Origin of the sequence: Diaphorobacter sp. LR2014-1, from assembly GCF_002916785.1 — a bacterium.
GTDB lineage: Bacteria > Pseudomonadota > Gammaproteobacteria > Burkholderiales > Burkholderiaceae_C > Diaphorobacter > Diaphorobacter nitroreducens.
This window is the reverse complement of sequence record NZ_MTBE01000029.1, coordinates 25,295-40,114: the sequence shown is the minus strand read 5'-3', so window position 1 is coordinate 40,114 and position 14,820 is coordinate 25,295. Positions and strand designations below refer to the sequence as shown.

Here is a 14,820-nt window from a genome sequence, read left to right as displayed (position 1 = left end):
TCCGGATTTCCATGCACGGCCCACGCCGTCCGCAGACCTTCAACCAGGGAGCAGCCATGCAACAAGTCCCCGCCGCAGCCAGGTACAAGCCCTACACACGTCTCACGATCCGGCAAGCGCCGCAATGGGAAGCCCTGTCCGGCGAACAGCGGCTGGCGATCGACATCGTGGCGCGGGTGCTCCCTTTCCGCGTCAACGCCTATGTCCTCGACCAGCTGATCGACTGGGACAACATTCCGGACGATCCGATCTACCGGCTGACCTTCCCGCACAGGGACATGTTGTTCGAGAGTGAGTTCTCGCTCTTGCATCGCATGGTCTCCAACGGCGAGCCCGACGCCGCGATCGATCCGGTGGTCCGGTCGATCCGCATGCGGATGAATCCGCACCCGGCCGGGCAGATGACGCACAACATCCCCATGCTGGACGGTGTCGCGCTGCGCGGCCTGCAGCACAAGTACCGCGAGACCGTCCTGTTCTTCCCGAGCGCGGGGCAGACATGCCACGCCTACTGCACGTTCTGCTTCCGATGGCCGCAGTTCGTCGGCATGGAGGAACTCAAGTTTGATGCCAAGGAGTCGCAGGAACTGGTCGCCTACCTGCGCCGCCACCCCGAAGTCACCGACGTGCTGATCACCGGCGGCGATCCTCTCGTGATGAACGCGCGCTCGCTGTCGGAGTACCTTGAGCCGTTGCTGGCGCCCGAGCTGGCGCACGTGCAAAACATCCGCATCGGGACCAAGGCCGTGGCCTACTGGCCGCAGCGCTTCGTCAGCGACAAGGACGCCGACGAGCTGATGCGTCTGTTCGAGCGCATCGTGTCCGCCGGACGCAATCTCGCCGTGATGGGGCACTACAACCATCCGCGCGAGCTGCAGCACCCGGTCGCGCAGCAGGCGGTCCGGCGCATCATCGGCACGGGAGCGACCTTGCGGATGCAGGCGCCGCTCATCCGCCACGTCAACGAGGACCCGGCCTGCTGGAGCGAGCTCTGGACCACCGGCGTGAGGCTGGGCGCGACGCCGTACTACATGTTCGTCGAGCGCGACACCGGCCCCAGCGACTACTTCAAGCTTCCCCTCGCGCGCGCCTACGACATCTTCCAGCGCGCCTACCGCTCGGTCTCCGGCCTCGCGCGCACGGTGCGCGGCCCATCGATGAGCGCATTCCCTGGCAAGGTGATGATCGACGGCGTGGTCGAGCTCGCCGGTGAGAAGGTGTTCGCGCTGCAGTTCCTGCAGGCGCGCAATCCGCTCTGGGTGCGAAGGCCCTTCTATGCCGGCTTCGACGACCAGGCGGGCTGGCTCGACCAGCTGCGCCCGGCCTTCGGCGCGCGCCGCTTCTTCTTCGAGGAAGAGGACGCAACGGACGGTCCCATCCGCCACGAGGGCGCGCGCTCCATTCCGATCGCTTCCGCGGTGCATTGAGCCCGCGGGCATACCCGCCGGACCCACGGACCACGGCGCCACACGAGGAGACATCGACCATGCAAGCGATACGGATGGCCATCATCGGCATGGGCCCGCGCGGGCTCACCGTGCTCGAGCGGGTTCTGGAGCATGCACACAGGCTCCCCGCTGCGACCCCTGTCCGGATCGACGTCTACGACGACGGCGTGGCCGGGGAAGGCTGCCACCGCTCCGCCCAGCCCGATCACCTGCTCATCAACACCGTGGCCTCGCAGGTCACCGTCTTCGCACCCGCGAGCAAGGCGGGAGGCCAGGGCGGCATCTCGCTGGTCGAGTGGGCGCACGGCGCGGGCTACCGGCGGCATGGCAACCGCTTCCATCGCGAGGCGCCCGGATCGGGCGTGCCGATCACCCAGGCCGACCACCTGCCGCGCAGCCTGCTCGGCGAATACCTCGCCTGGGCCTACCGGCGCATCGCCGGTATGCTGCCGGCACACGTCACCGTGGCCCACCACCGCCAGCGCGTGAGGGACGTGATTCCTCAGGCCGAGGGCCACCGGGTGGTGTGCGCCGACGGCGGGGAGCACCCGGCCCGCTATCTCTTCCTGACCACGGGCCACGGCCGCCGCCAGCCGACCGAAGAGGACCGCTCGTTCGCGGACTTCGCCGCGCGCCACGCTCCGCGCAACGGCCGCCTTGCGTACTTCGCCTCGCCCTACCCCATCGAGACGCTGGACAGCATCCCGGCGGCCGCCACCGTGGCCGTCCAGGGGCTGGGCCTGACCGCGCACGACGTCGTGTCGGCCCTGACGCTGGGACGCGGCGGTCGCTACCTTCAGGCCCCAGGTGCGCTGCGCTACCTGCCCTCCGGCCGGGAGCCCCGCCTGCTGCTGTTCTCCCGCAACAGCCTGCCCTTCGCGGCGCGGGGCGTCAACCAGAAGGGACTGACCGGCCGCCACCAGGCCCGCTTCTTCACTGCGGAGACCGTGGCCCGCACGAGGCAGGCCGTGCTCGCCGCCACGGGCGACCCGCGCCTTGACTTCCAGGCAGACGTGCTGCCGCTCGTCCTTCGGGAAATGGCGTACGCGTACCGCTGTGCCGGGCAAGACGCCGAAGGGGACGCACCAGGCCCCGGCGAGGGCTTCGAGCCGACGCCGGACGAGCTGCTGGCCCTGGAGTCCATTCTCTGGCCGCTGAAGCGGAACTCCTTTGCCTCGTTCGATGCGTTCCAGGCCTTCGTGCACGGCCTCGTCGAGCAGGACCTCCTCGAGGCCGCCAAGGGCAACCGGGGCAGCGCCGTGAAGGCCGCCACCGATGTCCTGCGCGACACGCGCGAAGCCTTGCGCGCGGCCGTGGAGCACGGCGGGCTCACGCCCGCATCGCATCGCTTCTTCGTGCAGGACTTCAACGCGGCCACCAACCGCGTGGCCTTCGGTCCGCCGCGCCAGCGCAACGCCGAGTACCTGGCGTTGCGGCAGGCGGGGCTGATCGACATCGTGGGCGGGCCGGGCGCGCGGGTGGTCGCCGACGACGGTCTGGCGCGGTTCCGGATCGAGGCGCCCTACCCCGCCGGCACGCACAGCAGCGAGGCCGACGTCCTTGTGATCGCCCGGCTGGATGCCTACTCGCCGCTGACCGACGCCTCCACGCTGACGTCCCACCTCCTCGCGCGCGGGCTGATTCGCCCTTTCCGCAACGGCGACTACCACCCGAGCGGTATCGACATTGACGCAGCGATGCATCCCATCGGCGCCGACGGCACGGCACGGCCCGACATCTGGGTGCTCGGCTACCCTGCCGAGGGTCCGCATTTCTACACCCATGCGCTGCCGCGCCCGCACATCCCGTCGCGGCAAACCGAGGATGCGCAGCGCTGCATCCTCGAGATGCTCTCGGACATCGCGCGGCAGACCACAGGCGCCAGTGCCCGCACCCTGCAAGCCGCAGACCGGCCCGCACCATGACGCCCGCCTGCCGCCGGGCCGCGACGGGGATCCGCAGGCGGTTCCTGTCGGAACTCCGACGTACCGCGGCGAGCCTCCGGCGCGCCGTGGGCGCGTGAGCCGTGGCACCGAAGCGGCCTCGAAGCCCTCCCCATCCCGCCAGGACGGCACGCACAGGATCGCCCGGGGGCGTCGCGGCGCGCCAGGTCCACGCGGTGTTCTGGGCGCTCGTGCCGGTCATGCTGCTGGGGGCGGCGGACCAGGCGCTCGTCGCGCCCGCGCTGGGCGCCATGGCCCGGACCTTCGATGCCCGCGACGAGGTCGTCTGGGTCGTGACGGCCTATCTGCTGAGCGCCACGGCAAGTGCTCCGCTCGCCGGGCGGCTGAGCGACCTCTACGGACGGCGCAGCGTGCTGCTCGGCGCGCTCGGGCTGTTCCTGGCTGGCGCCCTGGTGTGCGGATGGGCCGCTTCGCTCGGGACGCTGGTCGCGGGGCGCAGCGTCCAGGGGCTGGGCGGCGGCGCGCTGGTCGCCTTGCCCAACGCCATCGTCGCGGACATCCTGACGGCGCGCGAGCGTGGCCGCTACCAGGCCTACATCTCCTGTACCCACGCACTGGCCGGCCTCGCGGGGCCACTCGCCGGCGCGCTGCTGTCGGCCCATGCGTCTTGGCGCTGGATCTACTGGCTGCAGGTGCCGCTGATCGCGACCGCAGCGGCGCTGTGCTGGCGCACCCTCGACGGCCGGCCCGCGGCCGGACGGCGGGGCGGCCTCGATCCGCTCGGCGTCGCACTGATGTCCGGTGCCACCGCCTGCCTGCTGCTCGCGCTGTCCTGGTCGGGTCGTCGCATCGGCTGGATGCAGCCCCCCACCCTGGCGCTGCTCGGGGCGGCCGCCGCGCTCGCCGGTGCCTTCCTGGGCTGGCAGACCCTGGCCCGCTACCCGCTGGTGCCCGCCTCCGTGCGGCGCCACCGCGTCGTCGCGGTGGCATCTGCCGTCGGCCTGCTTGTCGCGATGGTCCACGGGGCGCTGTACATGCAGGCACCGGTCTACCTTCAGGGCATCCACGCCATGAGCGGCTCGAGCGCGGGAACCGCGCTCGCGGTGCCCCTGGCCGGCGTGGTGCTGGGCGCCTTCCTGTCGGGGCAGTACATGCGCCGCAGCGGCCGCTACAAGCCGGCTGCGCTCGCGGGACTGCTGCTGGCGACGATCGCGGCGGGCGCCCTGGCCTGGGCGCCCGGCCGCTCGGCCGCCTGGACGGCGGTGGCCTGGATGCTGCTGCTGGGGCTGGGCATCGGCGCCAGCCAGCCGCCCATGACGCTGGCCTCCCAGAACGCCGTCCCGCCGAGCGAGATCGGCATCGCCACCGCCCTGCAGATGTTCGCGCGGGCGGTCGGCGCGGCCATCGGCGTCGCCGCCTCCAGCGCCCTGGTGCCTCAGATGCCGGGACCATGCGCGGCCTGCGCGGACGGTCTCGCGGTGCAGGCCAATGGTCCCGTCGTCGGCCCGCAGACGCTCGGCATCCTCTTCGCCGCCTTCGCGGCAATCCTGGGCCTGGCGTCGCTGGCCGCGACACGGCTGCCGGTCCTGCCGTTTCGCGAGCCACCCGCGCACGCCGCCGGGCCGGGCTGCGCGTCAGGCGAGCAGGGGAAGCAGCCGGGACACCAGGTCCCGCCGGGCTGATGCCCGGCCGGCCAGCCAGTCGTGCAGCCGGTGGCTCGCACCCTCCAGGCGCACGAGCTCGGCGCTGCGCGCATGGGCGGCGGCTTGCGCATAGCCGTCCCGCACGGCCTCAGGGATGACCTCGTCCGCCGTGCCATAGACGACGAGCACGCGCCCTGCGTACCTTCCCAGGGCATCGAGGGCCGGCGAATCGGCGAACGTGCGGGTGGCGCGGATGACTTCGCGGAACGCCGTGCCGAAGCGCGCGTCCTCGGCGCGCGCCTCGTACGCCGCGGGACAGAAGAGCACGAGGGCCTTGGGCCGAACTGCGTCGAGCACGCGGCAGGCCGTGTGCCCGGCCATGCTGGTGGCGATGAGCGCGCGGGCCCGCGACGGCCTCAGCGCCTCGACGACGCACGCCACTTCCTCCTGCCGCTGGCGCAGCGTCGCGTCCGCGAGCCGCCCTCCGCTGCGCCCATGGCCCGAGAAATCAAAGGCCGCGCAGGCCACGCCCTCGCGCGCCAGCGCCTCGCGCAGATAGCGGGTGCCGTCGGCGCTGGTGGCGGCTCCGCCGCCGTGCAGGAACAGCGCGTAGTCCTGCGGGGAACAGCGCGCCGCATCCCAGCTTGCCGTGGCATGCAGCATCCCGCCCCGGAAGGCGACACCGAACGTGAATTCGCCCATTCCCCGCTCGGCAGGTTCATTCCGGCCGGATCCCGCGCGTGCGGATGAGCTGGCCCCACCGCGAGCGCTCCCCTTCCAGGAAACGCGCGAAATCGCGCGCCGTCCCGGGGTACAGTTCCGCGCCCATCTCCGCGAACCGGGCGATCACCTTCGGCTCCCGGAAGATCCGGTTGACCTCCGCGTTCAGCCGCTCGGCGATGGGCGCCGGCGTGCCCGCCGGCACGTACAGCCCGAAGAAGTTGTAGATCTGCATCGACGGCATGCCCATCTCCACGAACGTCGGCACATCCGGCAGCTGGGGCAGCCGCTGGCTGCCCGTGTAGGCGATTGCGCGGATCTTTCCCGCCTGGACCTGGGGCAGCGCCGTCACGCTGTTGTCGAGCATCAGCGGCACCTGGCCGCCGATGAGGTCGGGCAGGGCTGGCGCAGTGCCGCGGTAGGGAACGTGCAGCAGGTCCGCGCCGCTGGCGGTCTTGAGCGCCTCCAGCGCCATGTGGCTGATGCTGCCCGAGCCGAAGCTCGCCACCGCGACGCTCCCCGGGCGTTCCTTCGCCCGGGCCAGCACGTCCGGCAGGCCGGCCGTGCGCCAGCGCTCGTCGGCATTCGTCGCGACCAGCAGCAGGCCGTTGCGCTCGATCATCGAGACCGGTGTCAGGTCCTTGCGCGGATCGAAGCGCAGCTTCGGGTACAGGGCATCCGCCAGCGCCACGATGCCGCCGCCGACGAGCAGCGTGTTGCCGTCCGGCTTGGCGAGCGCCACGTGCTCGGTGCCAACGAGGCCGAACGCGCCGGACTTGTTTTCGACGATCACGGGGACCTTCAGCGAGACAGCCAGCTCCTGGGCCAGTGTGCGCCCGATCACATCGGTGAGCCCGCCCGGCGCGAACGGCACGACGACGCGGATGGTGTCCCGGGGCCAGGGCTGTTCGGCGCGGCTGGCTGCCGCCGGAAGCAGCGTGGCCAGGGCCGCCAGCATGGCGGCGAGGGAGTGCAGAAGACGTGGCATGGTGTGTCTCTCCAATGGGGTGATGGTGAACATGAAGGCAAGGCCCGGCTCGGGCCGCTGCGGGACAGGGATTTCCTTGCCGCGCGTCGCCCAGGGCGCTAGGCGCCCGGTCCGACACCCGCGGCGTAGCGGCGCTGCCAGTGCAGCGGCGCCATGCCGGGCACCGGGCTGTCGAAGCTCAGCACGCGCTCGCCCAGCAGGGACCCGAGGTACACGGTCCGGCGCTCCGGTCCTGCGAAGCACAGGCTCGAGACGTTCCCAAGCCCGCTGCTGCCGCAGGTCCAGATGCTGTCGCGCTGCAGGCACCGCGCCTCCAGGTCGCTGACGTAGCGCCGCACGTGAGCGTTGTCGGTGTCGGCCAGCACGAGCTGGCGCTCGCCGTCCGGCCGCACCACGTAGACCTTGTTGCTCACGATGCAGGTCAGCCAGGCGCCGCCGAAGGCATCGAAGCACACGCCGTCGGGCTGGTCGCCGGGCTCGAACTCGCACACCGTCTCGCGATCGGTAAGCCGCGGCCCGGGCCGCAGCCGGAACCGCGACAGGCGCCGGGCATGGGTCTCGTTGACGTAGACGAATCGCCCGTCCGGCGAGAACGCCAGTTCGTTCGCGTAGCCGAGCCCGTCGGCCACGATGCGCGTTCCCCGTTCGTCGTGCACCGCGATGTAGCCGTCCGCCACGTCCGGGTACCAGGCCGCCATGCGCGGGATGCGCCGCGTGCTGACCGTGAACCACACCCTGCCCTCGGCGTCCTCCAGCACGAAGTTGGTCGGCGGCAGCGGCCGTCCCTCCAACGCCGTGACGACAGGGACGGCCGGTCCGTCCGCGCCCAGCTCGTAGACGCCGCCGTCGGTGTCGCCCAGGTGCGCGACCAGCACGCAGCCGTTGCCGCGCAGCGCGATGCCGTTGGCGTGCAGCGGTCCACCCGCCAGCGTGGCGCCCCGGACGAGCCGGGCGCGGCCGTCCGGCGCGATGGCGGTGAATCCCCCGCGCCGGTCCGACATCAGGAACGCGCCTTCGTGGTTCGCGAGGATGCACTCCGGGCTCCTGAGCCCCGCGAAGGCCGGCCGCAGCTCGGACATGCCCACCCGGAAGTCGCGCGGCAGCGGATAGGCCCGCACGGGGCCAGCGTGGACCATGGGCATGCTCACGGCTCGAGTTTGAGCTGGCGTTCCGCGACGATCTTGCGGCGCACGGCCAGTTCGCGCTCGATCAGCGCCGCGAACGCGGCCGAGGTGCCGCCGACGGGCCGGATGCCGGCCTTCTCGAAGCGCTGGCGCACGACCGGATCCTCCAGCGCGCGCGCCGCCGCGGCCTGGAGCTTGTCGTGGAGCGCCTGCGGCAGCTTGGGCGGGGCGACCAGCCCCATCCACGCCGTGTTGTCGAGCGCGGGCATGCCGGCCTCGGTGAACGTGGGCACCTGCGGCAGGCTGGGACTGCGCTGCGCGCTCATGACGGCAATGCCGCGCAGCGCACCCGACTGGATGTGCGGGAGCATCGACGGCAGGTTGTCGAACATCATGTCCACCTGCCCCGCCAGCAGGTCCGAGATGGCGGGGCCCGCGCCCTTGTAGGGCACGTGGACCAGGTCGGTGCCGGACACCGCCTTGAACAGCTCGCCGTCCAGGTGGCCGACGCCGCCCGTGCCCGCCGACGCGAAGGTACAGGGCACCGGGCAGCGCTTGAGCCGTGCGACCAGCTCCTCGAGGCTGTTCACCGGCAGCCTGGCGGCGTTGACGGCGAGCACCACGGGCACGGTGGCGAGCGTGATGACCGGCGTGAAGCCCGTGACCGGGTCGTACGGGTTCTTCGGGTTGATGGCCGGATTGGTCGCCATCGTGGAGACGGTGGCCAGGCCCAGCACGGTGCCGTCGGGCGGCGCCTTGGAGACGAAGTTCGCGCCGACGGAGCCGCCCGCGCCCGGGCGGTTCTCGACGATGACGGGCTGGCCGAGCTCGCGCCCCAGCGCGTCCGAAACCGCGCGCGCCACGATGTCCGTGGCGCCCCCGGGGGCGAAGGGAACGATGAGACGCACCGGCCGGTCGCCGAGCGACTGGGCATGCGTGGCGAGCGCGGCGAACAGGCCGAGGGCGGCCGTGGCCGCGCGCAGGAATCGGGCGAGATGCATGGGAACTCCTGAAACGGGTTGAGGGATGGGAAAGGGACGGCGTGAGGAAGGGCGGAAGCGAGGCATGCGCGGGCGCCGCGCCGCTCAGTCCCTGGCGGCCTCCGCGGGAAGATCCGAGGCGATGTGCGCGTAGCCGCCGCCTGGCTCCCTGCGCATGAGGGCGCCGCTGAAGGCCTGCTCGGGCAGGTTCTGCGCGGAATAGACGATGGCGTCCTCGGTGTCGCTGAGGTTCTGCAGGTCGTGCGCGACCCAGGCCGGCACGTAGAAGCTGTCGCCGTCCGACCAGGTGATGCGCTCGCCGGCGATCTCCGAGGCGCCCTGCCCCTTGAGCACGAAGTACAGGTGCCAGAACGAATGGCTGTGCATGCGTCCGCGCTCGCCGGGCCCCAGAGCCTGGACGATCAGGGAGATGCTGCCGTTCAGGGCGAAGGCCCCGGGCTCGTCGCTGCGCGTGAGCGCCATGGCCCGCGTGAGCCGCTGCGGGCTGCTCGGCTGGGCCGCCAGGGCCGCGCCCACATCGGGCTTGCGCCAGATGGCGGGCCGGCCCACGGGCTGGGCGGTGCGCGCCAAGTAGTCAGCGAAGGCGATCAGGTGGCCCTTCATGGCAGCACCTCCTCGGTCGTGGCGAGCAGGACGCTCAGGCAGATGCCTTCCATCGCCTGCTCCAGCTCCTGCAGGCCCGGAAAGCTCGGCGCCAGGCGCAGATGGCTGTCGCGCGGGTCGTGCCCGAGGGGAAAGGCCTTGCCCGCCGGCACCAGCGCGATGCCCAGTTCCTGGGCAAGCGCCACGACGCGCCGGGCGCTGCCGTCGCGTACCTGCAGGCTCACGAAGTAGCCGCCACGCGGCGTGGTCCAGTTGGCGAGCCCGCGGCCCGCCAGCTCGCGCCGCAGGCAGGCTTCGACCAAGGCGAACTTGGGCCCGAGGATGGCGCGATGGCGGGCCATGTGCGCGCGCAGCCCGGCGTGGTCGCGCAGCAGCCGCACGTGGCGCAGCTGGTTGAGCTTGTCGGGCCCGATCGAGCGGACGCCCGCATGCCGGGCGTACCAGGCGAGGTTGGCCGGCGAGGCCGCCAGCAGGCCCAGGCCGCCGCCCGCGAAGGTGATCTTGGACGTCGACCCGAAGACCAGCGGCCGATCCGCGTGGCCGGCCTGCGCGCACAGCGCGAGGATGCCCGGCACCGATTCCTCCACGTCGGTGAGATGGTGCACGGCATAGGCGTTGTCCCAGAAGATCCGGAAGTCCGGCGCGCCGGTCGCCATGCGCGCCAGCCGCTCGACGACCTCGGGCGCGTAGGTCTCGCCCGTGGGGTTGCTGTAGACCGGCACGCACCACATGCCCTTGACCCGCGGGTCGCGGACCAGCGCCTCGACGGCATCCATGTCGGGCCCGTGCCCCGTGAGGGGCACCGGCACCATCTCGATGCCGTAGGCCTCGCAGATCGCGAAGTGCCGGTCGTAGCCCGGAACCGGGCAGAGGAACCTCGCCCCCTGGCCATGCCAGGGCGCCGCGCCGCCCGGCACCCCGTGCAGCAGGGCGTACACGAGCGTGTCGTGCATCAGCGCGAGGCTGGAATTGTTGGCCACCGCGACCTGCTCGGGCGGCGCATCGAGCATGGGCGCGAAGAGCGTGCGCGCTTCCAGCAGGCCCAGCGGGCTGCCGTAGTAGTTGCGCGCATCGCCCCCCTCCTGCGTCCGGTGGCCACCGACGCCGGGCCAGTCGAGCATCGCGTCCGACAGCGCCACCTGCTCGGTGCAGGGCTTGCCGCGCGTCATGTCGATGCGCAGGCCGCGTGCCTTGAAGGCGTCGAAGCGGGCCTGCCATCGCAGGCGCTCGTCAGGCGTCCAGGCACCGGACGGCGGGGTCAGGGACTCCGGGGCGGCCCCGGCTGTCGGTCCGGGGGCCATGAAGGCTTCAGCGGTGGATGGCATGGTGAGAAGGCTCCTTGGAAGACGGGACCGCCGCCGTGGAGGCGACGATCAGATCGAGCTCGACGCTGGCGCCCTGAGGAAGCTGGGCGGCGCCGATGGCGGTGCGCGCGGCGCGGCCGGCGGACCCGAAGAGTTCGACCAACAGGTCGGAGGCCGCGTCGGCCACATCGCTGTGCCGCGTGAAGGCGGGGTCGCTGTGCACGAAGACCTGCAGCTTGAGGACGCGCTCGACGCGGTCCAGCGAGCCGAGCGCCTGCCGCAGCACGGCCATGGCGCGCAGCGTGCACAGGCGCGCACCCTCGCGCGCCTGCTCCAGGCTGACGCCGCCGCCGACGCAGCCGGTCACCGCGACGCGGCCGTCCACGCGCGGCAGCTGTCCGCTTAGGTACAGCAGGCCGCCGTGCACGGTCACCAATTCGTAGTGGGCGGCCGGCGCGACGTCCTCCGGGATCGCCAGGCCAAGCTCGCGCACGCGCTGCTCGGGCGAGCGGGTCGCTGCGGTCGTCATGCCCGTCCTCCCCGCTCCGTGCCCAGGGACAGGCAGCGCGCGAACACCGCCGGATCGACGTTGCCGCCCGAGCAGACCACCAGGGTGTTGCGGCCCTCGAGCGCGACCTTGCGCGCCAGCACGGCCGCGAGCGGTGCGGCCCCGCCCGGCTCGAGCACGAGCTTGAGCGCGGCGAAGGCGAAGAACATGGCCTCCAGCGCCTCGGCGTCCGAGACGGTGACGCCCTGCGCCGCGTGGGTCCGCAGCACCGGCAGGGTCAGTTGGCCCGGCGCAGGAGCGAGCAGCGCGTCCTGGATGGAGCCGGACCTGCGCGCATTGGTCTGCGCACTGTCCGACCGGAGCGAGCGCCCCGTGTCGTCGAATCCCTCGGGCTCGACCACCACGATGCGGGCATCGGGCCATGCCGCGCGCAGCGCCAGGGTCCACCCCGCCGCGAGGCCGCCGCCGCTGCAGCACACCAGCGCCGTGTCCACGCGCTGCCCCTGCATCTGCGCGACGGCCTCCAGCGCGCCGGTGCCTGCGCCCGCCATGACCAGCGCATCGTCGAAGGGCGGCACCAGCGTCAGGCCTTGCTCCACCACGAGCCGCCGGCCGATGGCTTCGCGGTCCTCGTGTTCGCGGTCGTACAACAGCACCGTCGCGCCGCTCGCGCGGCAGCCCTCGATCTTGATGGCCGGCGCGTCGGCCGGCATGATGACCGTGGCGGCCACGTCCAGCATCCGGCCCGCCTGCGAGACCGCGAGGGCATGGTTGCCCGAGGAGTAGGCCACCACGCCGCGCGCGCGCGCGCCAGGCGTCAAGGCCAGGATGCGGTTGCAGGCGCCGCGGAACTTGAACGAACCGCTGCGCTGGAGGTTCTCGGCCTTGAGGTAGACGCGCCCGCCGGCATGCGCGTCCAGTTCATCGCAGCGCAACAGCGGCGTGGTGACGGCCCATCCTTGCAGCCGCTGGGCGGCCCGGTGGATGGCCTGCACGTCGACCGGGGAGCGCTCCGTCTCCGGGATCACGGGGGTCGTCATGGCGTGCCGCTCCCCACCACTTCTTGTGCCGCCGCCGGCGCCCATGCGGCCGGGGCCGCCCCGCCCTCGCCCGGCTCCGCCGTGCCCGGCAGCGCCGAGGGCGCGAGCAGCCGCTGTGCCTGCAGCAGCACCTGTTCGTAGCGCGACCGCTCGCGCGCGATCTGCTCGTCCGTCCAGCGCCAGAAGCCGTGCCCGCTCTTGGTGCCGAAGCGGCCATCGGCCACCTTCTCGCGCAGCGTGCGGCTGGGCACGCTGTCGTTGCACAGGGTCGGGTAGATCGACGAGGCCGCCGCAAACTGCGTGTCCAGTCCCGCGAACTCCTTCTGCAGGATCGGCCCCGCCGCCACGTACCGGAAGCCGAAGCCGAAGCGCACCGCTGCGTCAACGTCCTCGGGCGTCGCGAGGCCCTCGTCGATGACCGAGAACGCCTCTCGCATCAGCGCGTGCTGGATGCGGTTGGCTAGGAAGCCCGGCACGTCCCGGTTGACGCGCACGGGGATCCGCCCGACGTCCGAGAAGATCCGCATCAGGCGGTCCATCGTCTCGCCCCGTGTGAATTCGCCCCGCGCGATTTCCACGAGCGGCACGAGGTGGGCGGGCAGGAAGAAGTGCGCGTTGGCCATGCGCTCCCGGCTGCTGCAGGCGCGGGCGATGTCCGTGATGCGCATGCCGCTGCTGTTGGAACCGATGGGCACGTGCCGGGGCACCATCGCGTCGAGCTGCGCGAACACCCCCTGCTTGACCTCGAGCCGTTCGGTCACGGACTCGATGACGATTTCCACGCCGGACCAGTCCACCGCATCCAGCGCCGGCCGCAGGTGCAACAGGTCGCCATACAGTTGCCCGCCCATCTGGGACACCGACTGGGCCACGTGGCGCCGCACCGCGTCCCACTCCCCGGACGCGGGCGCCACGACCTGCGTCTGCCAACCCGCATTCAGGAAGATCGCGGCGATGTCCCGCCCCATGATTCCGCTGCCGACCACCACCGCACCCGCTTCACTCATACTTGGCTCCTTTGTCCGCTGACACCCATGAGATCAAACTGTATGGAGTTTTCCCGTACAGTTCACTTATATCGCACAAGAAGTGTATGTCATCTGTACGTAGACCGCAAGCAGGCGGAGAGGAGAAGTCCGCGCGCTGGCAGGCCGCCATCGAAGCGATGGGCGGCCCGCTGTATCTGCGCATCGTTGAACTGCTGGCCCAAGAGGTCCGGGAGGGAAGGCTTTCGCCCGGAGCGCCGCTGCCTTCCCAGCGCGACATGGCCCGGCAGCTGGGCGTTAACTTCACGACCGTCACGCGCGCCTACGATGAGGCCAAGCGCATCGGCCTCGTGCAGTCGCGCCATGGGCAGGGCACCTTCGTGGCGGCGGAAAAGGGCTTCGCGCGCACCGTCGCCGAGCCGGCGCCCGAGGAGGGGGTGCGCGAGCCTATCGACCTCACTTCCACGTGGCCGCCGAACCTGGAGATCGCATCGACGCTGGCGGCCGCGGTGGCGCGGCTGACCGGCGACCGCAGCTTTGACTTCCTGGCACGTCGCGCCGGCACGGTGCCGGCGCTGGACCTCGCGGCCGGCCGCGACTGGCTGCAGCCGCGCTTCGACCTGGAGGTGGGCGGCCGCCTGGCCATGGCCTCGGGCGCGCGCAACGCACTGATCGGCTTGCTGTCCAGCCTCGTGGGAACCGGCGGCCGGCTGCTGGTGGAAGCGATGTGCTGGCCGACCATGCGCACCCTGGCCACGGTGCTGGGCATCGAACTCGTGCCGGTCGCGCTGGACGCCGAAGGCATCCTGCCGGACGCCCTGGACGCCGCGGCGCAGGCGTCGCAGGCCACGGTGCTGTACTGCGTGCCGACGCTGCAGAACCCGAGCGGCGCGGTGATGGGCCTGCGCAGGCGCCGCGCGCTCGTCGAGGTCGCGCGCCGGCGCGGCCTCACCCTCGTGGAGGACGATGCCTACGGCGGCCTGCACCGCGACCCGCCCCCGCTGCTGGGCACGCTGGCCCCGGAACTCACCTATTCGGTCTTCGGGCTGGCAAAGCTCATCTCGCCCAGCCTGCGCGTCGCCTACGTCGTGGCGCCGGATGCCGAGAAGGCCGAGCGCCTCGCGGAGATCCTGCGCGCCACCATGCAGACAGTCCCGCCGCTGGAGGCGGCGCTGGCCACGCACCTGATCCGCCATGGCCAGATGGCCAAACTGATCAAGCAGGTCCGCACGGAGGCGCAGGAGCGCCAGGGGCTGGCCCGGCAGCTGCTGGGGGAACACGCCGCGCACGTACCGGACGAGGCGCTGTTCTTCTGGCTGCCGCTGCCCGTCCCCTGGGACGCGTCGGACTTCGCGATGCGGCTGCGGCGAGCGGGCGTGGTGGTGGCGCCGGCCAAGGTCTTCTCGCTCGACCCGGCCTCGGCGCCCAACGCCGTGCGCATCGCCACCGGCGCGGTCCCGTCGCGGGAAGACGTCACCATCGCCCTGCAGCGTGTGCGGGGGCTGCTGGCGCAGAATCCCTCTCTGCTCAGCGTGATCGACTGATCTGCCG

The 14,820-nt window shown here is 72.0% G+C and carries 13 protein-coding genes; 4 read left to right on the top strand and 9 right to left on the bottom strand.

Going from position 1 to position 14,820, the window contains the following annotated elements; genetic code table 11:
* Positions 1-56 precede the first annotated feature (56 nt).
* The 3 genes from BV908_RS16945 (at position 57) to BV908_RS16935 (ending at position 5,034) form a co-directional block, all read left to right on the top strand.
* A complete protein-coding gene (locus tag BV908_RS16945; RefSeq protein WP_059400441.1) occupies positions 57-1,427 on the top strand; it encodes a lysine 2,3-aminomutase in 1,371 nt (456 codons plus the stop codon).
* A gap of 59 nt (positions 1,428-1,486) precedes the next feature.
* The gene (locus BV908_RS16940) at positions 1,487-3,373 is read left to right on the top strand and encodes an FAD/NAD(P)-binding domain-containing protein (protein WP_063840188.1); all 1,887 of its coding nucleotides are present in this window, start codon (positions 1,487-1,489) and stop codon (positions 3,371-3,373) included.
* A gap of 194 nt (positions 3,374-3,567) precedes the next feature.
* Entirely contained in the window at positions 3,568-5,034 is a 1,467-nt protein-coding gene (locus BV908_RS16935; RefSeq protein ID WP_059400250.1) for an MFS transporter, read from the top strand.
* Here BV908_RS16935 and BV908_RS16930 read toward each other — a convergent pair.
* The 9 genes from BV908_RS16930 to BV908_RS16890 all read right to left on the bottom strand — a co-directional run bounded on the left by BV908_RS16930 (position 4,987) and on the right by BV908_RS16890 (position 13,290).
* Positions 4,987-5,697 carry an alpha/beta fold hydrolase gene (locus BV908_RS16930; RefSeq protein ID WP_082136753.1) on the bottom strand — a complete coding sequence of 237 codons (711 nt, stop codon included), beginning with the start codon at positions 5,695-5,697 and terminating at the stop codon, positions 4,987-4,989. The two genes, BV908_RS16935 and BV908_RS16930, sit on opposite strands and share 48 nt — an antisense overlap.
* Positions 5,698-5,713: 16 nt before the next feature.
* Entirely contained in the window at positions 5,714-6,736 is a 1,023-nt protein-coding gene (locus BV908_RS16925; RefSeq protein ID WP_082136752.1) for a tripartite tricarboxylate transporter substrate binding protein, read from the bottom strand.
* A gap of 65 nt (positions 6,737-6,801) precedes the next feature.
* Positions 6,802-7,845: an SMP-30/gluconolactonase/LRE family protein gene (locus tag BV908_RS16920; protein ID WP_242455307.1), complete on the bottom strand. Its 1,044-nt coding sequence runs from the start codon at positions 7,843-7,845 to the stop codon at positions 6,802-6,804.
* 2 nt (positions 7,846-7,847) lie between these two features.
* Positions 7,848-8,828 (bottom strand): tripartite tricarboxylate transporter substrate binding protein, encoded by a 981-nt coding sequence (locus BV908_RS16915; RefSeq protein ID WP_059400248.1) that lies wholly within the window; start codon positions 8,826-8,828, stop codon positions 7,848-7,850.
* A gap of 84 nt (positions 8,829-8,912) precedes the next feature.
* Positions 8,913-9,431: a cupin domain-containing protein gene (locus BV908_RS16910; RefSeq protein ID WP_059400247.1), complete on the bottom strand. Its 519-nt coding sequence runs from the start codon at positions 9,429-9,431 to the stop codon at positions 8,913-8,915.
* Positions 9,428-10,756: an aminotransferase class I/II-fold pyridoxal phosphate-dependent enzyme gene (locus BV908_RS16905; protein ID WP_242455306.1), complete on the bottom strand. Its 1,329-nt coding sequence runs from the start codon at positions 10,754-10,756 to the stop codon at positions 9,428-9,430. Before BV908_RS16905 ends, BV908_RS16910 begins: the two co-directional genes overlap by 4 nt.
* Complete coding sequence (locus tag BV908_RS16900; RefSeq protein ID WP_059400246.1) at positions 10,740-11,264, bottom strand: RidA family protein; 525 nt, start codon at positions 11,262-11,264, stop codon at positions 10,740-10,742. Before BV908_RS16900 ends, BV908_RS16905 begins: the two co-directional genes overlap by 17 nt.
* Positions 11,261-12,283 (bottom strand): threonine/serine dehydratase, encoded by a 1,023-nt coding sequence (locus BV908_RS16895; protein WP_092939576.1) that lies wholly within the window; start codon positions 12,281-12,283, stop codon positions 11,261-11,263. The genes BV908_RS16900 and BV908_RS16895 overlap by 4 nt, the downstream gene beginning before the upstream one ends.
* On the bottom strand, positions 12,280-13,290 hold the full coding sequence (locus BV908_RS16890; protein ID WP_063840187.1) for a 3-hydroxyacyl-CoA dehydrogenase NAD-binding domain-containing protein: 1,011 nt from the start codon (positions 13,288-13,290) through the stop codon (positions 12,280-12,282). The genes BV908_RS16895 and BV908_RS16890 overlap by 4 nt, the downstream gene beginning before the upstream one ends.
* 86 nt (positions 13,291-13,376) lie before the next feature.
* On the opposite strand from BV908_RS16890, the gene BV908_RS16885 reads away from it, so the two are divergent.
* The gene (locus tag BV908_RS16885) at positions 13,377-14,813 is read left to right on the top strand and encodes a PLP-dependent aminotransferase family protein (RefSeq protein ID WP_082136751.1); all 1,437 of its coding nucleotides are present in this window, start codon (positions 13,377-13,379) and stop codon (positions 14,811-14,813) included.
* Positions 14,814-14,820 lie beyond the last annotated feature (7 nt).